This window comes from Allobosea sp. 2KB_26, from assembly GCF_052115715.1.
Taxonomy (GTDB): domain Bacteria; phylum Pseudomonadota; class Alphaproteobacteria; order Rhizobiales; family Beijerinckiaceae; genus Allobosea.
In genome coordinates this window covers 17,388-37,710 of sequence record NZ_JBFRHE010000021.1, presented here as the reverse complement: position 1 = coordinate 37,710, position 20,323 = coordinate 17,388, and the positions used below count along the sequence as shown (strand labels likewise).

At 64.6% G+C, this 20,323-nt stretch carries 16 protein-coding genes and 1 pseudogene; 8 read left to right on the top strand and 9 right to left on the bottom strand.

All coding sequences use genetic code 11. From position 1 onward, the window contains the following. Positions 1-402: 402 nt before the first annotated feature. Positions 403-3,228, top strand: coding sequence for an autotransporter family protein (locus AB4099_RS31060; RefSeq protein WP_441480918.1), 2,826 nt, complete (start codon positions 403-405; stop codon positions 3,226-3,228). A gap of 499 nt (positions 3,229-3,727) precedes the next feature. On the opposite strand, the gene AB4099_RS31055 is transcribed toward AB4099_RS31060, so the two are convergent. Then, positions 3,728-4,630, bottom strand: a complete 903-nt coding sequence (locus AB4099_RS31055) for a LysR family transcriptional regulator (RefSeq protein WP_441480917.1) — start codon at positions 4,628-4,630, stop codon at positions 3,728-3,730. A gap of 129 nt (positions 4,631-4,759) precedes the next feature. Here AB4099_RS31055 and AB4099_RS31050 point away from each other — a divergent pair, with 129 nt between their 5' ends. The 4 genes from AB4099_RS31050 to AB4099_RS31035 are packed head-to-tail and all read left to right on the top strand — an operon-like array spanning position 4,760 to position 7,778. Further along, positions 4,760-5,404, top strand: a complete 645-nt coding sequence (locus AB4099_RS31050) for an HD domain-containing protein (RefSeq protein ID WP_113512002.1) — start codon at positions 4,760-4,762, stop codon at positions 5,402-5,404. Positions 5,405-5,460: 56 nt separating this feature from the next. Continuing rightward, complete coding sequence (locus AB4099_RS31045; protein WP_113512004.1) at positions 5,461-6,285, top strand: substrate-binding periplasmic protein; 825 nt, start codon at positions 5,461-5,463, stop codon at positions 6,283-6,285. Between the two features lie 30 nt (positions 6,286-6,315). Next, a complete protein-coding gene (locus tag AB4099_RS31040) occupies positions 6,316-6,993 on the top strand; it encodes an amino acid ABC transporter permease (RefSeq protein ID WP_113512006.1) in 678 nt (225 codons plus the stop codon). After that, positions 6,990-7,778 (top strand): amino acid ABC transporter ATP-binding protein, encoded by a 789-nt coding sequence (locus tag AB4099_RS31035; protein ID WP_113512008.1) that lies wholly within the window; start codon positions 6,990-6,992, stop codon positions 7,776-7,778. The genes AB4099_RS31040 and AB4099_RS31035 overlap by 4 nt, the downstream gene beginning before the upstream one ends. 86 nt (positions 7,779-7,864) lie before the next feature. Here the strand turns inward: AB4099_RS31035 and AB4099_RS31030 are convergent, their stop codons facing one another. From AB4099_RS31030 to AB4099_RS30995, 8 genes are all read right to left on the bottom strand, one after another. Further along, complete coding sequence (locus tag AB4099_RS31030) at positions 7,865-8,560, bottom strand: aspartate/glutamate racemase family protein (RefSeq protein ID WP_441480916.1); 696 nt, start codon at positions 8,558-8,560, stop codon at positions 7,865-7,867. Next, complete coding sequence (locus AB4099_RS31025) at positions 8,557-10,026, bottom strand: MFS transporter (protein ID WP_441480915.1); 1,470 nt, start codon at positions 10,024-10,026, stop codon at positions 8,557-8,559. Before AB4099_RS31025 ends, AB4099_RS31030 begins: the two co-directional genes overlap by 4 nt. A gap of 350 nt (positions 10,027-10,376) precedes the next feature. Further along, entirely contained in the window at positions 10,377-11,216 is an 840-nt protein-coding gene (locus AB4099_RS31020; protein WP_113512039.1) for a MurR/RpiR family transcriptional regulator, read from the bottom strand. A gap of 268 nt (positions 11,217-11,484) precedes the next feature. After that, complete coding sequence (locus tag AB4099_RS31015) at positions 11,485-12,756, bottom strand: GGDEF domain-containing protein (protein WP_441480914.1); 1,272 nt, start codon at positions 12,754-12,756, stop codon at positions 11,485-11,487. A gap of 78 nt (positions 12,757-12,834) precedes the next feature. Further along, positions 12,835-13,422: a DUF924 family protein gene (locus AB4099_RS31010; protein WP_441480950.1), complete on the bottom strand. Its 588-nt coding sequence runs from the start codon at positions 13,420-13,422 to the stop codon at positions 12,835-12,837. A gap of 13 nt (positions 13,423-13,435) precedes the next feature. Further along, positions 13,436-14,638 carry a low temperature requirement protein A gene (locus tag AB4099_RS31005; protein WP_441480913.1) on the bottom strand — a complete coding sequence of 401 codons (1,203 nt, stop codon included), beginning with the start codon at positions 14,636-14,638 and terminating at the stop codon, positions 13,436-13,438. 10 nt (positions 14,639-14,648) lie between these two features. Further along, positions 14,649-14,915, bottom strand: a complete 267-nt coding sequence (locus tag AB4099_RS31000; protein WP_113512016.1) for a hypothetical protein — start codon at positions 14,913-14,915, stop codon at positions 14,649-14,651. A 109-nt stretch (positions 14,916-15,024) separates the two neighbouring features. After that, entirely contained in the window at positions 15,025-15,798 is a 774-nt protein-coding gene (locus AB4099_RS30995) for an SDR family oxidoreductase (protein WP_441480912.1), read from the bottom strand. A 143-nt stretch (positions 15,799-15,941) separates the two neighbouring features. Between AB4099_RS30995 and AB4099_RS30990 the strand changes: the two genes are divergently transcribed. The 3 genes and pseudogenes from AB4099_RS30990 (at position 15,942) to AB4099_RS30980 (ending at position 20,186) form a co-directional block, all read left to right on the top strand. Continuing rightward, entirely contained in the window at positions 15,942-16,841 is a 900-nt protein-coding gene (locus tag AB4099_RS30990; protein WP_441480911.1) for a LysR family transcriptional regulator, read from the top strand. Between the two features lie 165 nt (positions 16,842-17,006). Further along, positions 17,007-17,123, top strand: a pseudogene (locus AB4099_RS30985) (SDR family oxidoreductase); the annotation flags it as partial. A gap of 192 nt (positions 17,124-17,315) precedes the next feature. After that, on the top strand, positions 17,316-20,186 hold the full coding sequence (locus tag AB4099_RS30980; RefSeq protein ID WP_441480910.1) for an autotransporter family protein: 2,871 nt from the start codon (positions 17,316-17,318) through the stop codon (positions 20,184-20,186). The last annotated feature ends 137 nt before the right edge of the window (positions 20,187-20,323 follow it).

Below are 20,323 nucleotides of genomic sequence, written 5' to 3'. Positions count from 1 at the left end.
TGTTGCCGCGATTTTACATTGAGTTCCGCAAGCAAGAAAAGCGCTCGGCTAAGCCGGCCGCTTTTTGCGTGAGGGGATCGACGAAACCGGCCATGTGCCAACGTCCGCTTCCGGGTCCACAGCGGATCTTTAGCAGGTCGGCTTTCTGACCTTATAACTAGGTCCTCGCCGGCCATCCCTACCATCGCACACCAAAATGTCCGTGAATCGGGGGGGCGCGATGCTCTGACTTTTTTTGATATTTTCTGAATCGGCATCGCCTGGCCGCGATTTTCGAGATAATCGTTAGCCGCGATCTGTTACTATAGGTCATTTGCATCAATGCGGACTATGGGGCTGTCTCTCTCTATGCTTGCCGACCTGCCTGTGCCGACGCGGAAGCCCCCGCCCGTTCGCTGCGCTTTGACACCCTCCTCCGCGCTCATCGCGGTCTCGTCTCTCACCTTGATGTTGGCGGCTGGGCCCGGCTGGGCCGATGGTGGCGCTGGTGGCATCGGTGGTGCGGGCGGCACGGACTCTCTTACCAGCGCTGGCGGAGCTGGCGGCGACAACAATAGTGGCCAAGGTGGCGGTGGCGGTGGCGGTGGGGCCGGCCTGACGACCGGTGGCTCAGGCGGCAGTTCGGCCTTTGGCGGCGCCGGCGGCCGCGGCGGCACCCATGGGTATCTCGGCCCCGGTCTGACTAGCTCAAGCTGGGGCGTCAACGGCGGGCAAGGTCAGCCTTCGCCTTGGTACGGCGGCGGTGGTGGTGGCGGCGCCGGCGGCACGGCCGCAATCGTCACCGGCAGCGGGACATGGACCCAATCGAACACCGGCACTCTCATAGGCGGCAATGGTGGTGCGGGTGGTGGGGCCACGAATGGGCAGGGGTACGGCGGCGCTGGAGGCAGCGGCGGTGCCGGGCTTTACTTCACATCCACCGGCGCCAAAACCGTTTTCATTGGCTCCTCTGCGCAGGTGACCGGAGGCAATGGCGGAATGGGCGGCGCCGGGGGTGCGGTCAATGGCTCGCACGGCGTGGGCGGCGCCGCCATCGTCGGCAGCAATCTGTCCCTTATCCTTGGTTCCAATTCTACTATCAGTGGCGGCCTCAATGGTTCCGGCACCGTGCGCGCCAACGCCATCACCTTCACCGGCGGCACAAACGCTCTGACCCTGAACAGCTCGACGACGTTGAGAGGCGATATCGAACTCGCTGGCTCGCTTGCCCTCGACAGCCCCACTGACGCCACCCTATCCAACGTCATCAAGGGCTCAGGCGGTGTCACCAAGATCGGCACGTCCGTGCTGACGCTGACCGGCGCCAACACCTATACCGGCGGCACGACGGTCGAAGCCGGCACGTTGCGATTGAGCGGATTCGCCGCCGCCGTCCAATCCACGGCCTATACGGTGAACGGCGGTACGCTCGATCTCGGCGGGAGGTTCCTGACAGCCTCCTCGCTCTCCGGCACCGGCGGCACTATCGCCCTGGGCAGCGGCAGGCTGACCGTCGACCAGTCGATCAACACCAGCTACGCGGGCGTCATCTCAGGCACCGGCGACCTGACGAAGACCGGCAGCGGCACGCTGACGCTCTCGGGCGCCCACACCTACTCGGGCGTAACCGCGGTCTACGGCGGCAGGCTGGAGGTAAACGGCTCGCTCGCCAATGCGGTGATCGTGTCAAGCGGGGAGCTTGGAGGCACCGGCACGGTCGGCCAGACCATCATCAGCGGCACGCTCGCGCCCGGCAACCCGATCGGCACGCTCAACGTCAACGGCGTCCTGAGGCTCAACTCGCGCTCGACCTATGCGGTGGAAGTCTCGTCATCTGACGCAAGCCGGGTCAATGTTTCCGCCTCGGCCCATCTCGACGGCGGCAAGGTCAGCGCGCGCTTCGCTCCCGGCACCTATGTCTCCAAGCAGTACACCATCCTCCAGTCGAGCGGCGGTATTTATGGCCAATTCGTCAGCCAGACCGACACTAACCTGCCCGCCGGCTTCAAGGCAGCCCTGAGCTATGGCTTTCATAACGTCTATCTCAATCTGACGTTGGCCATGGCGCCACCTACCGGCACCAGCTTCACTTCCAACCAAAGTGGCGTCGCCAACGCAGTCGAGAGCTATTTTGACAGCAACGGCAGTATCCCGCTGGAACTCGGCGGCCTGACGCCTGAGGGCCTGACGCACGCGTCGGGCGAGCCGGCGACCGGAACGCAGACTGCCACGATTGGCGCCATGACCCAGTTCATGGGTGCGCTGGTCGACGCCTCGCCGGAAGGCCGCGGCGTCTCGATCGCGCCCGCGCCCAGCAGCTTCGCCTCCTATGCCGCCTATGGCTCCGGCAAGGCGGGCGCGGGTAAGGCAGCCGACCTGCCGACCCGCAGGGCCGTGCTGACCGCCGATCCCGATGCCTGGCGCTGGAGCGTCTGGGGCAGCGGCTTCGGCGGCGCGCAGTTCACCGGCGCCGATGCCAGCGCCGGCACCGCCGCCAACACCAACCGCGTCTATGGCGCCGCCGCCGGCGCCGACTACAGGCTGACGCCCTCGACGATTGCCGGCTTCGCGCTGGCCGGCGGCGCCACCAGCTTCAACACCTATGGCCTCGGTTCCGGCAAATCCGACCTGTACCAGGCCGGTGTCTTCCTGCGCCAGCATTTCGGCCAGAGCTATCTTTCGGCCGGCCTCGCCTATGGCTGGCAGGACGTCACCACCGACCGCAGCGTCGGCGGTGAGCGCCTTGAGGCCCGCTTCGACGTCAACAGCTGGTCGGGCAGGCTCGAGGCCGGGCATCGCTTCGCGCTCGGCCCGGCGGCACTGACGCCCTACGCTGCCGCGCAGTTCACCGCGATCGCACTGCCGAACTATACCGAGACGGCGCTTGCAGGGACCAGCCTGTTCGCGCTGTCCTACGCCTCGCGCGACGTCACCACGACGCGCAGCGAGCTCGGCCTGCGGGCCGACGCCAATGTCAGCATCGCCGGGCTGCCGCTCTCGCTGCAGGGCGCGGTCGCCTGGGTGCACAATTTCGACACGGCCAACAGCGTCACCGCGAGCTTCCAGTCGCTGCCGGGCGCGACCTTCCTGGTCAGCGGCGCGGCGCTCGACCGCAACGCACTGCGCACCACGGCGACCGCCGAGCTCGACCTCAGGAACGGCTTCTCCATCGCCGCCACCTTCGACGGCGAATTCGGCGAGAACAGCCGCAGCCTCGGCGGCAAGGGCGCCATTCGATACAGGTGGTGAACGGGGCGCCGGGATAGCGGAACCTCCTGCCGTCCGAAATGGGTCTATTTCAGCCGCGCATACTCCGCGGCGTAAGTCCGCTTTCGGGCAAGGAGCCAATGTCTGCTTCTGGCGCACAGAACCGATGGATCGCTCGCATACTGTGCTCGTCATTTGTAGAGGTTGAGACTCAGCATAAATCCGGCGATTGGCCCGGCGCTGATACACGCGCGGTTCAACCTGCGCGCGCAAATACCGACCACGTTATAGAGCCAGAGCCTCAACCGAATTCTTTGTGCCGGCGCTCCCAAAGCCCCGGCTTTTTCGTGCCTGGAACGAACTTTCTCAGCGTCAAACTGAGGTAAGATTATGCCCTGAAATGCGGAATCGATGCCAAAGAATCGAAATTCCAGATTCAATGATTTTAGTATCTTACGCCCTGCCCTGCGGCAACGTTATGCCTGTTTCCACATCAGGGTATGCTTTGGTGCGAAAAACCGTCGCCCCTAGGGCGACGGCGTCAATTGCGCAGGAAATTCAGCGTCTCGATCGCGGACCGCGCCGCCGCAAGCACCGCGTCCAGGAGCCGGTTCTGCTCCGCAAATCGATAGATGCAATACAGTCGGGATGGTGTGGGTGGCCTGCTCGGCAGGAGTGACAGGATCGCTCCGTCCCGCAGGTAGGGTTCGATCAACGGCGTCGGCAGCAGACTGACGCCGTGCCCCTGCCGAACGAGTTCCGTCGCCAGGGTCACGCTCGTGCAACGGCAGATCTTCTCCGGTTCAATCCCGTCTTCGCGAAACCAGTCGATGATCTGGCGGTACATCGGCGATGGGTGCGGGTTGGTGATGACGATCCGGGATGCGAGCAGCTGCGGCGTGATCTGCCGTGGGAGTGCGAGCTCCGGCGATGCGGCCCAGGTCACCTCCTGGATGCCGAGCGGAATGACCGCGAGCTTGGGATCGCCGACGGGATTGATGACGAATGCCAGGTCGAGGCGCCGCTCCACCACCTGATGCTCGAGTTCAGCGCTCGTTCCCACGGCAATGTCGAGTTGCACGCCCGGCACATCGCGGGCGAGCAGCTTCATCCAGCGGGACAGGCAGATATGCGCAAAGGTCTCGGATAATCCGACGCGAACCACGCCGCCCGTGGTTTGCGCTTCTCCCGTGATGAGTTCGCGGATGCCCGTCAATTCCTGGACCAGCGCCACCGCGCGCGGCAGGAGCGCCTCACCGGCGGAGGTCAGGGCCAGCCGCCGCCCGCCACGGTCGAACAGCGAGCGCTGGAACTGCGCTTCAAGCTCCTGAAGGCGCAGCGAGATGGTCGGCTGCGCGAGGTTCAGATGCTGCGCGGCCTCCTTCACCGAGCCCAGCCGGGCAATCCAGAAGAACGTCTCGAGCTGCGCCGTCGTCGGTCGCATGGGCTGATCCTCGCACGGGCCATACATTGCATTATGCAATGATGTGATATCCGAAAATCAAATTTTACGATGCGTTCTTTGCCATCTAGCTTCCCTGCAACGGAACTTTCGGCCACGGAAGGGCGGCGCATGGATCGGTTACGCAAAAGCATTCTGGAGGATCTGCCCGAGATCGAGTGGATCAGCGATCCGACGCTGCGGCAGGGGGCGATCGAGGCCTGGGCGCTGGCGCTGGAGAAGTCGAGCTTCTCGCGCATCAGCGAGATCCCGGGAGAAGCCAATCCCGGCATCATGGTGATGAGGCGCGGCGGCCAGAATTTTCATCTCAGCGGCGTGACCCGGCTCGCGCTGGCCTCGGTCGACTATTTCGCCGAGATCTATCCCGAGGCGGTCATCGACCGGGACGTCGTGATTTGCGGCGGCCTCTGCCACGATGTCGGCAAGGCCTGGGAGTGCGACCCCGAGAACCAGGCGCGGTGGAAGGCCGATGCCAGCCTGGTCGGCCGGCCCTCGCTGCGCCATCCGGTCTACGGCGCCTATATCTGCCTGACGGTCGGCCTGCCGGAATCGATCGCCCATATTGCCGCCTGCCATTCGCCGGAGGGCGACAACGTCAAGCGCAGCCTTGAATGCATTGTCGTGCATGAGGCCGATGTCGCATGGTGGAAAATCAGCGCCGCCTCCGGTCTCACCCAGGACGGCACGATTCCCGATCATTTCGCCAGGATGTTCGAGCCGCGCAAGGCACGGGATCTGCCAAGAGCGGCTGAATGAAGAGCAGCCGAATGAAGCGCTCTGACTAAAGAACAACCAAACGAGGGGACAAGTCGATGATCGGATCCAGGTTTCTGAAAGGTGCCGTGCTCGCCGCCGGCGTGCTCGCGCTGGCATTGCCAGCCGCAGCGCAACCCAAGGAGGGCGTGCTCGCCAAGGTCAAGCGCGAGGGCGTGCTCAAGGTCTGCTACGCGCAGGTCACGCCGGACAGCTACAAGGATCCGCGCAATGGCCAGTGGACCGGCGTCTTCGTCGATCTCGTCAACGAGTTGGCGAGCTGGATGAAGGTCAAGGTCGAGCCGGTCGAGGTTCAGTTCGGCATGGCGCCGCTTTCGCTCAACCGCGGCGATTGCGACCTGTTCGGCGCGAGCCTGCTCTACAACGCCCCGCGTGCGCTCGAGATCAACTTCGTGCGGCCCTTCGCCGCCAAGGGCATCAACGGCGTGGTCAGCACGGAGAAGGCCGCCAGGTTCAAGAAGGTCGAGGATCTGAACGATCCGTCCGTGACGATCGCGGTCGTCGCCGGCAGCCGCGATCATGAAGTGTCGCAGCGCATCTTCCCCAAGGCGAAGCTCCTGGCGCTGCAGGTCAACACGGATCTCGCCGCCTTCGACTCGGTTCGCCGCGGCGACGCCGATATCGCGCTCGCCAACGGCATCACCATTCGCTGGTGGACGAAGGTGCAGGGCAACGGATGGGCTGCGCCCGCCTTCGAGGGCGATTTCAGCACGCAGCAGAATGGTTGGGCGATCCGCTACGGAGATTCGGACTGGAAGGATTTCCTCGATTCCTTCGCAGCCTGGATCGTCGCCAATAACCGGGCCGCCGAGCTGTACGATTCCTATCTGTCGCGGACCTCGCTCTTCGACACCAAGAAGTAATTCTGCCCGAGCCTGAAAGAGAGAGCAGCGATGGAGCGGACTCTAACCATCCTCTACGAGTTTCGCGACGCGCTGCTCTACGGGCTCGGCATCACCATTTCGCTTTCGGTGCTGTCGATGCTGCTGGCGCTGGTCGTTGGCCTGATCGCGGCGCTGGGCATGCTCTCGCGCCGTCGCTGGGTCCGCGTGCCGGCGACCTTCTATGTCGAGTTCTGCCGCAACACGCCCATCCTGGTGCAGCTCGTCTGGGTCCACTACGCCTGGCCCGAGATCTTCGGGCTGAAATTCACGGCCTTCTACAGCTCGCTCGTCGCGCTGACGCTGCAGACGAGCGGCTATCTCGCCGAGGAATATCGCGGCGGCATCGAGGGGGTCGACAAGGGACAGGTCGAGGCCGCGAAGTCGCTCGGCATGACGCATGCCCGGCTGATGGCGCGCATCGTGCTGCCGCAGGCGATCATGCGATCGGTGCCGGGCCTGCTCAACCAGTTCGTCACCTGTTTCAAGTCGACGTCGATCGTCTCCGTGATCGCGGTGCCCGATCTCATGTATCAGGCGGGCCTCATCGTCAGCGCCACGTTCCTGACCATGCCGATCTATACGATCGTCGCGTTGATCTACTTCGTCGTCGTCTTTGCGATCTCGCGCTCGGTTCGCTGGGCCACGCGCAAGCTGCCGACGACCGGCTATTTCGGAGCTGCGGCATGACTGAGGCTCCCATGGCGGCCGGCCCCGCCATCGCTTTCCGGTCGATCAGCAAGTCCTACGGCGAGGTGCAGGTCCTGCACGACGTCAGCGCCGAGATTCCCCGCGGCGCCACCGTCGCGGTCCTGGGTTCGAGCGGTTCCGGCAAGAGCACGCTGGTGCGTTGCGTCAACCGGCTCGAGGGCTTTCAGGGCGGCGAGATCACGGTCGGCGATGTCAGCCTGACGCCGCAGGGGCTGGCGCGTGGCCCAAGGACGCTGAACGATCGGCAGGTCGCGAAATTCCGCACCGGCATCGGCATGGTCTTCCAGTCCTTCAACCTGTTCCAGCACCTCACCGTGTTGAAGAACCTGATCGAGGCGCCGATCGGCGTGCTCGGCTGGAGCAGGGACAAGGCGGTCGAGCGCGCCCGCGACCTGCTCGCCAAGGTCGGACTTCCCGACAAGGAGGAGGCCTATCCGGCCCGGCTCTCCGGCGGCCAGCAGCAGCGGATCGCGATCGCCCGCGCGCTGATGATGGAACCCTCGATCATGCTCTTCGACGAGCCGACATCGGCGCTCGATCCCGAGCTCACAGCGGAGGTGCTGAACGTCGTGAAGGGGCTCGCACTGGGCGGCCGCACATCCCTGATCGTGACGCATGAACTCGCCTTCGCCCGGGACGTCGCCTCCCATGTCATGGTGCTCGATCGCGGTCGGCTGACCGAATTCGGGCCTGCGGGAGAGATTTTTCGGGCCCCGACATCGGAGCGAACCAAGCGCTTCTTCGAGAGCGGCGGGTTGACGTAAGCTCAGCGCAGGGACGCCATGGTCGATCAGGACCGTGCCTGCCCGCCGCCGATCGTGCCGACAAACGATTGGCAGCCCGAATCCGATTATTCCCCGGCCGTTGCCGCTACGATCGGAGCCTCTCGTCGCGCGCTCGGGATCTGCTCGAGCAGGAATGCGATCGCGCAGGGGATCGGCGAAATGACCGGGGTCGAGAATCTCGGCTGCAAGGCGCCGGCCGCCTCGCCGAGCGGGCCGCCTCCGATGATGACGGCCTGAGCCTGGTCGGCCGCGATACAGGCTTCGACCATCTCGCCAAGGGCCTGCGTCAGTGCGGCCTTGTCGTCGGCCAGCGCTGTGGGATCGCCTGCCGTGCAGCGGATTCCGGTCAGGAGTTCGGCAAAGCCGAGCGCGCGCGCCCGCGCCGCGATGGCGTCGACCAGAAGCGGCGTCGTGGTCGCGACACCGAACGGGCGACCGCCCTGCGACGCCACCCGCATCGAGGCCTCGCAGATGCCGACGACCGGAATCGCGACCTGTCGCCTGAGATCGTCGAGCCCGGGATCGCCGAAGGCACTGACGACGATGCCGACGCAATCGGCGGCGTGCCGCAGGCCGATCTCGACCACCTCTTCGGCCGAGGCGAGCAGGTCGTCCTCCGTCACGATCATGGCCGGGCTGCGCTCGGCCGTGGCGACTGCCACGGCCAGCGCGTTCTTCGTCGCCCGCTGCGCGATGGCTTGCATCATCGCGCTGGTCGACTGCGAACTGTTCGGATTGATCAACAGGATATGCCGGGTCACGCCCTCGCTGCCTTCGCTGGTTCGGAAAGAGGTTGGGCAAGAGGTTCGGCCGCCGCCGGGACATCGGTCTCGGCCGGCTGGGTGATGTCTTCCATCGACCGGCCATAGGTTTCCGGGCCCATCTGGATGCAGAGCACGAAGACCGCATACATCGCCGCCGCCAGCGAGAAGACGCCGACCATGCCGTATTTGTCGAAGAGCATGCCGGAGATGAGCGGCACGAAGGAGCCGGCGGCCGAACCGGTCGCCAGGATCAGCGCGACGCCGAAGGCACGGATCCGTGTCGGGAACAACTCGGGAGCATAGATCCATATCGAGGTGTTGAGCAGCAGCACGAAGAACTGGAAGATCGCACCGAACAGCAGCACCATGTAGATATTGCTGCCGAGATAGGCGATCGACACGGCTGCGATGCACGCCAGGCCCGCGCCCACGGTGAGAACCAGCTTCCGGGGCAGATAATAGCCCAGGGTCGAAGCGGCGATCGCGCCCAGCACGCTGCCGCTCTGGATGATCATGCTGTAGAGCAGGCTGCCCTGCAGCGAATACCCCATCGAGACGAAGATCAACGGCATCAGCGTCAGTACCGAGAGCTGGGCGCCGTAGCTCATCAGGATGGCGATGGCGACCGGGATCGTCCGACCGAGGAAGGGCTGGCGGAACAGCTCGCGCCAGTCGGACTTGACCGGGGCCTGCGTCGCATCGGCGGTGAGATAGGGGTGCACGACGAGATTGCGCGGCCGCAGGCTTCCGGACGCGAGGATCGACAGGACCTTGTTGGCCTCGTCGAACCGGTTCCGGGACGCCAGGAAACGCGGCGTCTCGGGCACGTAGCGCCGATAGAACACGGCCAGCAGCGCCGGCACGGCCAAGGCGGCGAAGAGCCAGCGCCAACTATCCTCGCCTGGGAACAGCGTAAAGATCAGCAGACCGAAGGCCGGGGCGAGGAAGTTGCCGAAGCCGCCGGCGCCGACATTGACGAGCCCCGCCGCAGTGCCCCGGAACTTGGAGGAGCAGAATTCGGAGAGCATCGTCACGGCCGTGGAGATCTCACCGCCCACGCCGAAGCCGACGATGGCGCGCGCGATGCAAAGGGTGAAAAAGTCCGGCGCCAAGGCGCAGGCGGCCGAGCCGATCGAGAACAGCAACAGGTTGATGGTCAGCATGACGCGGCGCCCGTAACGGTCGCCGAGAATGCCCGACATCAGCCGCCCGATCGCGGCGCTGCCAAAGGTGATGGTGTTGAGCAGGCCGATATCGGCGCCCGTCAGGCCCCAGTGCTGGCGCAGGAGCGGGCCGGCAACGCCGATGGTGTTCTGTTCGAAGCTGTCGAACAGACAGCCGATAAGGACCAGTGCCAGGATCTTCCTGTGAGCGCCGGTGACGCCGATCCTGCTGAATGCGGTTTCCAATTGACGCGACATCGGCGTCGATGCGCCTGGTGGCTGCGAGATGTCCATTGCCATGATCGTTCCCCTGATCGTTCGTGATGGTTCGCGCAGGCCTCCCGCTGTTTTTTTCGGCTGGTGCGAGGCTTGCGCCGTCTGCTGCTGCCCTGGAAGGGGTCGTATGCTCCCTCTGGTTCCAAGAACCACCCGTCTCCTTCGGGTATCGTTGGAACAATCCGTTCATTCAAAGCTACCTGAAACTGTAGTTTCGTAAAGCACCATAAATGCGCCATGCCTGCCGCTTCTTGCGGCAGGCATGGCAAGGCGGTTCACGAGGGCGAGGTTCCGGCTAGGCCGCGGCTCATCGTTTAGAGCGTGCTTAGCGCGAAAAACCGTTGCCACTTTTTCGCAGCATGCTCTGGACGATCTCAGAGCTCGTCGAGCGCGTCGTTCAGCGCCTCGATATTGCGCAGGCGCGTGCGCCCCGGGGCACCGGCGATCTCGATACAGCGCATGATGAGGAGATGGCAGAGCGCCATCACCGCCGTGTGGTTGAACAGCGGTCCCGGAGCCAGGGTCTGGCAGCGGAAATGCCACTGGCTGCGCGTCTCGTAATCGGCACTCTCATCCGTCACGAAAAGCAGCCGGGCGCCCGACCGGCCGATCTGATCGAGCAGCGCCTCGGTCTGCGAGACGCGCCGGCGCAAGCCGAAGAAGATCACCACGTCGTCGGGAGAGAGGCTGGCCAGATGCTCGCCAAAGGTCTGGCCGCCGCCGGGAATGGCGACGACGTTCTCGATGACCTGCGTCAGCTGCCATTGCAGATAGGTCGCGAAGGCGAAGCTCGCCCGGAAGCCGATGACCCAGACCTTGCGCGCCGCCAAAATCGCTTCGGCCGCGCTGCTGATCTGGGTTTCCCCGATGGGCCGCAGCGTTTCCTCGAGATTGGCGATGCCCTGGGAGAGATTGGCGGAGATCGATTGCTCGCCGGTCGTCTCCGTCGTGGTCAGGAACAGGCGGGAGCCGCTTTGCCGGTCGAGCCTGGCGTGCCGGCGGGCCTCCTCGTAGCTCTCATAGCCCAGCCGCTGGACGAAGCGGGAGACCGTGGCCTTCGAGACATGGGCCAGCGCCGCCAGTTCCTGGGCCGAATAGGTCGCGACCTCGCCGGGAAAGTCGCAGACGAAATCGCCGAGGCGCCGCTCGGCAGGGGATAGATCGGACAGGATGCTGCGCACGCGGTTCAGAAACGACTTTTCCTTGGAATTCATGACCGGCGCCGCAAGAATGGGAGGTAACGCAACCTCTTCCGTCATGGCTTTCTTTGCAAGCAGCAGCTGGCGTAGCGAACTCATTCGCCCGACCATTCGGAGCCACATTGAGCTCTTCGGAGGAGCTGCCCGCGGCTCCAAGCGAGGCGCTGCGGTCCAGGCCGAACGCTCTTCCCCCATGCAGGCCACGCGAGCGCAACTCAGCTGACCCGCAGCATGTCGCTGCCGTCGCCGAGATGGTGCAGGACATCGCGCGGGGGCCGCGAGGTCAGGCTGACCTGATCGGTCGCGCGCCTGCCGCGGAGGAGCTGACGACCCTGTTTCGTCCCAGCGTCTTTGCTTCGTAGAGCGCAGCGTCGGCCTTGAGGAGGAGCCCGCGAAAGTCTCTGGCATCCGCCGGAAAAGTGGCGATGCCGATGCTGATCGTCACGGGCTGCGCTAATCCAGCGGCGGCGCGGTTGGCCACGGCGGCTCGAATGCGTTCTGCCAGGACCATGGCGCCTGGCGGCGTTTCCGGGCAGAGCAACGCGAACTCTTCCCCGCCATAGCGGAAGAGCTGGTCGCCCTCACGCTTGGCCGCAGCGATCGTGGCGGCCACCTTGCGGATCACGTGGTCTCCCTCGACATGGCCGTGCCTGTCGTTGATCGCCTTGAAGTGGTCGATATCGACCATCATCAGGCTGACCGACAGCTTTGCCGTGGAGGCAGCCTGCAGCATGGCCGCCCCCTTCGCATCGAACTGCCCGCGGTCCTGCAGGCCGGTCAATGCATCCCTGCCGACTTGCTCGGCCAGCTTCTCATAGCGATGCCGGTAGGTCAGGCGATCGAAGATGTCGGCCATGCCCTGCGTCGCGGCGCGCGAGGCGTCGCGCTCCAGGAGCCGCAGATAGGCGGTGAGCATAAGGCTGAAGAAGCCGGCCGCCCCGATCTTGGCGATCCAGCCCCCGTAGAAGGCCAGTGTCGGCACGCCGGCGAGACTGTGCAGGCCGGCGAAGAAGAGCAACTGGTCGAAACTCAGGACGATCGCCAGGCTGATGAAGATCCGGCCCGGAATGGTGTTCGTCACCGGCGCGCCCAGTCGCTCATAGACGATGACGAGGGCGAGGAGGTCGACGAACAGCAGGATGGTTCCCCAGATCATCAGCAGGCCCATCTGGTCGATGAAGCGTAGATCGGGGTTGTAGCCGGGCAAGCTCGCAGGGTCGCTGTAGAAGCGCAGGATGAGCCCGAGCGCGATCATCAGAATGTTGCCGCTCAGCAGGCCGTAGATCGGCTGGCGCATCGCCTCGGCGTCTTCCTTGATATAGAGCAGCAGGAAGAAGGCGAGTTTGCCTGCGAACATCACCGTTGAGCCGGGGGAAATCAGCCCGAAGGGCAGCTCGATGAAGAAGACGGCGGCCAGATAGGTCTCAAGGAAATGCATGGTGCCGAGGAGGCAGTAGAAGACGCCGATGCCGATCGTCTTCCGCTTGAGGAAAACCGCCCCCATGACGATGGAATAAATGACCGCCTGCGCAAGCAGAACAAGAAAACCTGACACAATAAGCCCCCAGATGACGTCCGCCTCACCTTCTCTGCTCAAGGCGACGTCGTCCCCCCACAACCCGATCTTCCGCTGCTATCCCCGGAAACCTCCACCCTGGAGGAATCTCGCTTCCGCCGGCGTCGTCTCGCGTCCCAGCATCGGATTGCGATGCGGGAAGCGGCCGAAGCGGCGGATGATGGCGCGGTGCCCCTCGGCGTGGGACAGCCACGGCTGACCCAATCTCGCGTTGAGCCTGACGGAGATATCCTGGTCGTCCAGATCTTCCGAATGGGCGAAGGGCAGGCAGAAGAAGAGGCGCAGGTCGGGCGTGACGCGGTCCATATGTCCGGCGGCCTCGGCTTGCCCGCCGTAATATCTGGCAAGGGGATCGGTGGCGTACATATGGCCGTTTCCCCGGAAGGCGTTGCGGGGGAACTGATCGGTGAGGATCAGGAGCGCCAGCGCACCCTCGGCCGTGTCGAGCCAGTCGTCGTGCCGCCGCGTAGCGACCTCCAGGTGCAGGGCGAGGAAGCGGTCTCGAAACGCGGCGTCGAAGCGTGCATCCCTTGCGAACCACTTGGCCGAAGCACCTTGCCAGAAGGCCAGCACCTCGCTGAACCGCGCCTGCTTGCATGCCGGCGGCGGCGACGAACGGATGATCTTCGTGTGCAGCCGGGGCATGGTGTCCATGTTCTCAATGAGCAGCCTGGCGCGGATCGCCGGAAAGCCGCCGCTTTCGAAGCATCCGGCCCTCCCAGAGGCCGACCGCGAGCATGATGGCCGTGGTCAGCCACCCCATGGCGAGCAGGTCAACGGCAGAGGCGACGGGGATCAGGAGCAAGAGCGCCACGACGCCGGCGCTATGCGAGGTCGGCACCACGCCATAGACCGCCTTCTTGTAGATGGCGCTCCCGAGCAGATAGATCGCAGGGCCGGCCGAGAGGATCAGGGCGTAGGGCGTCTTCAGCGGGTCATGAGGATGGGCCAGCACCAGGTCGTTGCCGACCGCCGTGGCGATGATGCCGGCCACAAGGATCGCGTGGATATAGTGGAAATGGGCGCCGACCCGGCCGGGATCGGGGGAAGGGGTGATGGTGTCGGTTGCGTCCTTGCTCGCTGTCCCGAAGTAGAGCCACCACATGGCCAGCGTGCCGAGAAACGTGGCGAGCAGCGCCGACAGGATCGCAGCATCCCAGCCGGCGGCCTTGGCCATGGTCGCGCCGGTGGCGAGAAGCGTTTCGCCGAGTGCGACGATGACGAAAAGCTGGCAGCGCTCGGCGAGGTGCCCGCCTTCGATGGTCCAGTCGCGCGTCTTCGACCGGCCGAGGCCGGGCAAGGGAAAGCCGAACATCGGCGAGATATATTCGCAGGCCACCGCGATCGCCCACAGGCCGGCACGTGTCCAATCGTCCATGAAGGCGCCGGCGATCCAGAATATCGCTGCGATCGAGAGCCAGCCGAGCATGCGCCGGTAGTTGGCTGACAGCGGGTGGTCTGGGCCCAGTTCCCAGGCGATATAGGCGGTTCGTCCGACCTGGATTGCGACATAGGCGCCGGCGAAGATCAGCCCGCGTCCGCCGAAGGCATCGGGAATGGCGGATGCCATGACGAGGCCTGCGAGCATGACCGTGAAGAGGAGACCGCGGATGCGCGGCGCCTCGGGGTCGAACCAGTTGGTGACCCAGCAGGTATATTGCCAGCCGAGCCAGACCGCGAACCATAGGATCAGCGTCTCGATGACGCCCGTGAAGCTCAGGTTATGCAGCAGCTGATGGCTGAGCTGGGTGACCGCGAAGACATAGACGAGGTCGAAGAACAGCTCCTCGAAGGTGACGCGGGCATGATGGCCGTCCCGGCGGCGCAGCAGCGGATGGTGGTGGACGGATTGAGCGGTCATCTCGTCTCCGTCATTTCGCCAGGCGCCAGACCGCGATCCCGGCGATGACTGCCGGGAGGGCGAAGACGATGAAGAGGATCGGCAGCTCGTCGCGCAAGGAGTAGCCGGCCTTCGCCACGCCGACCCACATATTGGTCAGCGACATGGCGAGCCAAACCGGCAGGAAGGCTTTGGCAGCGAATGCCGGATCCGGATCGGTTCCTGCCCAGAGCTTGCCGAAGAGAAGAAAGAGGCCGAGCAGAACGATGCCCCCGGCGATCACCATTGCCATATGCATGCCCAGCCCCTTGCTCGGGAAACATGTTGGAGTTCGTCCCGATGTCCTGGCCGGCACAGGCGGAAAGACATCGGGCTCGGTGCCCGCAGTGGCGCGGCGCTGCGCCGGCTTACTTGGTGGTGTAGCCGCCGTTGACGAGAATGGTCTGGCCGGTCATCCACCAGCCGTCCGAAACGAGGAAGCGGATGAAGGGGACGATGTCCTCGATATCGGTCAGCCCCGTCCTGGTGAACCTCGACAAGGCCGCCGCCGTCTTGTGGTAGGCGACGGCGTCGGCTCCCTCGGCCGGATAGAAGAAAGGCGTATCCATCGGGCCCGGGCCGATCGCGGTCACCGAGATGCCGCGCTCGCCGAACTCCTTCGACGCCGCCCGCGTGAAATGCTCGACCGGCGCCTTCGTCCCGGCATAGGCGGCATAAAAGGGCGTGTAGGCGCCCAGCAGCGAGGTCACGAGCGTGCAGATCTTGCCGTTGTCGTTGACGTGCTTTCCAGCCTCCTTGAGGAAGAAGAAGGCGGACTTCGAATTCACCGCCGTCATGTCGTCGTACTCGGCTTCGGTGATCTCGACGAAGGGCTTCTTCAGCACCTTGCCGACGGTGTTGATGGCGATGTCGGGCTTGCCGATGGAAGCGACGGTGTCGGCGAAGAGCTTCTCGACCGCGCCGGCTGTGGTCAGGTCGGCCTGAAAGGCGGCGGCTTGAGCGCCAGTGGCCTTGATGGCGGCAACCGTCTCATCCGCTGCGGGTTTGGTCGCGCTCGTGTTGTAGTGGATGGCCACCGCCTTCGCGCCCTGCCCGGCCAGGTCACGGGCAATCAGCCCGCCGAGATTCTTGGCGCCGCCTGCGATGAGAACGGTTTTTCCCTTGATACTGTGATCGGTCATGACGTTGGCCTCCATTGGCCGCCTGGCGACCACCCACGCAGCCGCTTTCAGGCAGGGAGGATATCGTCTACGAATTCATCATAAAGGCGCCGAACCTGACATCACCTGTCAGAATGCGCGAACAATCTTCAGGCAGGGCTTCCGTGGATCGTATCGACCTGTTTCGGACCTTCGCGCGTGTCGTCGAATGCTCGAGCTTCACCCGGGCTGCCGACACGCTCGGTCTGCCGCGCTCGTCGGTCTCGGCCGCGATCATTGAGCTTGAGGGCCGTGTCGGCGCTCGCCTCCTTCATCGCACGACGCGAAGGGTTTCCCCGACCCAGGATGGAACCGCATTCTATGAGCGATGTCTGCGGGTCATCGCCGATGTCGAGGAAACCGAAGAACTGTTCCGGCAGAGCACGGTGGGGCCGGCCGGAAAGCTCAGAATCGATGTCCCCGGCCGCATCGGCCGTCTGATCATTGCCCCGGCCCTGCCGGAGTTCCTGGCCCTCTACCCACAGCTCGACATCGAGCTGCGTGTGACCGACAGGGCCGTGAATCTGGTTGAGGAAAATGTGGACTGTGTGCTGCGCGTCGGCCCGCTGAGCGACTCCGGCCTGGTCGCACGCAAGGTCGGTGATCTGCCACTGATCAACGTCGCCAGCCCTCGCTATCTCGCCGCTCACGGCCTGCCCCAACAGCCTGGGGACCTCGTTGCCCATCTGGCCGTCAACTATGCTTCGCCCGCCACAGGCCGCATCGAGGACTGGGAGTGGATCGAGGGAGGCGAGCTACGAACGCTGCCCATGCGGGCTCGGGTCACCGTCAACAGCGCAGAAGCCTATATTGCCTGCTGCCTTGCCGGGCTCGGGCTCATTCAGATCCCCGCCTACGACGTTCAGCTCCATCTCAATGCCGGCGAACTCGTCGAGGTCATGCCCAATCACCGAGCAGCGCCGATGCCGATGACGTTGTTGTATCCGCACCGTCAGTATCTCGCCCGCCGGTTGCAGGTGTTCGCCGACTGGCTTTTCCAGCTCCTGAAGAGGGACGCCCTCTGAGGCTGCGGCAATGTCCGGCCACCATTGTCACGTCAGCTTCAGCGTGGCGTTGAGCCGTGGAGATCGTCCGGGATCAGCCGGCCGGGCATCAGCGACAAACGCCATCGGTTCCGCCCTGCGATCATCGCCCATGCGGGGTGGCGGAGAAGCTCCGGCGACATTCACCAGACCGGCCTGACCGACATCGAGGACATCGTTCCCTGCATCCGCCTTCTGGTCTCGGACGGCTGGTGGATGACCGGCCAGACCATGCTCGTCCGCGGCGGCTGCACCACCAAGTGAAGTCATTCGGCCGCTCTCTGGAACCAAAAACGTTCCAGAGAGACCGAGCCTTGCTACCTACGATTCATTCTCAAATGCCAGTGTATGCAGTCTGCCGCGTCGATTCGCTTTCAACGCGTTTCTCCGCCTAGGGGCGGGTCGATGCGGCGAAGCCGACGATGGAATGCGACATCACAGCCGGGGGGCTGAAAGGTGCTGAGACGAACCACGAGGACGCATGTCCGCTCCGGATTCTGCGGTCGGCCGCTGCTTCTGTCGACGGCTATCGCCGCGCTCGTCTGCGCCGCCGGAGTGCGGCCGGCGAGCGCGCAATCGGTCACGGGCAGCGGAGATCTGAGCCCGGGCCCTGCTCAATCGCCGAACTGGACGGTTGGCGGTGATCTCCGGGTCGGCGAGACCGGCATCGGCCAGCTCGACATCACCGCTGGCGGAACGGTGGTCAATGATCTCGGTACGATCGGCTACGACGTAGGTAGCCAGGGCACAGTCAGCGTTTCAGGCATCGACGGCAGTGGCAACGCGTCGACCTGGACCAATACGAGCGACCTCGTCATTGGACAGTCCGGAACCGGTTCGCTGACCATCCTCAATGGCGGCAGGGTGAACAATCAGAGCGGCTATATCGCGGGGGATTCCGGCAGCCAGGGCACAGTCACGGTCTCGGGCATCGACAGCAATGGCAGCGCTTCAACCTGGACCAATGCCGGTGATCTGTATGTCGGGTACAACGGAACCGGGACATTGAACATTCTCGCTGGCGGTCGAGTTTCAAATGTCGACGGCAGCATCAGCGGAGATGGCAACGCGCTGGTCAGCGGCCAAGGTTCGTCCTGGCAGAACAGCGGCCGGCTGACCGTCGGTTTGTACGGCGCCGGAACTCTGCGCGTCGAGGACAGCGCGACGGTTTCGAGCGCAGACGGCGTCGTTGGCAGCAGCGCTCAGGGCGATGCCGTGCTGACCGGCCCGGGCACGACATGGACCAATGCGGGCCAATTTACTGTCGGCAGCTTCAGCGTGGGCACATTGCTCATCGAAGATGGCGCAACCGTCCGCAGCAATCAGGGCTATATCGGCGCCGACAGCACCGGCAGCGTCACGGTGACCGGAGCAGGCTCGAAATGGTTGATGTCGCCGTACAGCCTCACCATCGGCAACAACGGCGTGGGTACGCTGACAGTCGAGAATAACGGGTTGGTTCGCGCCGAAGGAGGTGTCCTGCTCGGCGTTGCCGCAGGTTCCGGCGGGACGCTGATTCTACAGGGCACGGCGACCAATCGCGGAATTCTGGAAACCAGCGGAATTCGGGGCGGCGCGGGTGCAGCGAGCGTCACACTCGACGGCGCCCTGCTGCGCGCCACTCGTGACAACGCCACCTTCTTCAACAATTTCGGCACGCGAAACATCGCCGTCGGCCCGAATGGCGCCGTCATCGACACGAATGGCCATGACATCGGCATCTCCCCCAGCTTCACCGGAGCGGGCGCATTGATCAAGGACGGCGCCGGCAGGCTGACGCTGACCGGCGACAGCGGCTCGACCTTCACCGGCGCCGGCAGCGTGTTGGCAGGTACGCTCGCGGTGAACGGCATCCTCGGCGGGACGATGAATGTCATCGCCGGACGCCTGCAGGGCATCGGCACGGTCGGCGCCACGACCAACCAGCCGGGTGGCACGATCGCGCCGGGCAACTCGATCGGTACGCTGACCATCAACGGCAACTATCTCGGCAATGGCGGTCGGCTCGAGATCGAAGCCGTGCTCGGCGGCGATTCCTCGCCATCCGACCGTCTCGTCATCACCGGCAACACCGCAGGTTCGACCAGCGTGAAGGTGTTGAATCAAGGGGGCGCCGGAGCCCCGACCGTCGAGGGCATCAAGGTCGTCGATGTCGGTGGGATCTCCAATGGCGCCTTCACGCTCCAGGGCGACTATGTCTTCCAGGGCCAGCAGGCCGTCGTCGCCGGCGCCTATGCCTACACGCTGCAGAAGAACGGCGTCAGCACTCCCGACGATGGCGATTGGTATCTGCGTTCGGCCTATATCGCGCCTTCAGCACCCGGCTCGTCGCCGACTGGCGCCAGCGCTGCGGCGCGCCCGATCAACCAGCCGGGCGTGCCGATCTATGAGGCCTATGGTCAGGTCCTGCAGAGCCTGAACGACTTGCAGACTCTGCGCCAGCGTATCGGTCAGCGCTTCGACGGCCAGGTTGATGCGACGTCCGCTGCGGCAGGGCGCGCGATCTGGGCGCGCATCGATGCCGCCCATCGCCGCGTTACGCCGGGCTTCTCGACAAGCGGCACGGGCTACATGATCGATAGCTGGCGTCTGCAGGCTGGTGCCGACGGACAGCTTTTCGCCAGCGACGCCGGTATGCTCGTCGGAGGGGCTACGCTGCACCATGACGAAGCGTTGGCCGATATTGCTTCGGTCTTCGGGCGTGGAAAGATCAAGGCCCATGGCAGCGGATTCGGCGGGACACTGACGTGGTATGGCGCGACAGGCTTCTATGCCGACGCCCAGGCCAAACTCAGCTGGTTCGATAGCGACCTGTCCTCGACGACGACCGGGCGTCAGCTCGCCAAGGGAACGAGCGGTTTCGGCTACGTGCTGGGGCTGGAGCTCGGACAGCGCATACCGATCGATGCGATCTGGTCGATTACGCCACAGGCGCAGCTGACTTACGCACGGATCGATGCCGACAGCTTCGTCGATCCGTTCGGTGCTCGCGTCGCATTGAGCGATGGGGCCAGCCTGCGCGGACGGCTCGGCCTGTCCGTCGATTATGCGCAAAGCTGGAACGACAGCGCCGGGAAACAGGTCAAGACGGCCTTCTACGGCATAGCGAACCTGCATTACGCGTTCCTTGATGGAACGAAGACATCCGTCGCCGGCACCCCCTTCACCAGCCGCGAGGAGCGGCTTTGGGGAGGCCTCGGTCTCGGAGCGAAATACGATTGGGACCGTTATTCGCTCTATGGCGAGATCGAGGCCCAGACCAGCCTCGTCCATTTTGCCGACAGCCATAGCATCAGCGGCCGCGGAGGGCTGAGGTTTCGCTGGTAAGAGAGAAGGTTGCCTGTCCCGGCGGTTCGCGTGAGCGTTGAGCCCGGCCTGTGCGGCGCCGCGCTTCTTCTTTCACGCCAAGCTGGGTCGGACCGGTTTCCGCGACCTCATGGCCCGCAGGCAGACGCCGCAACCGG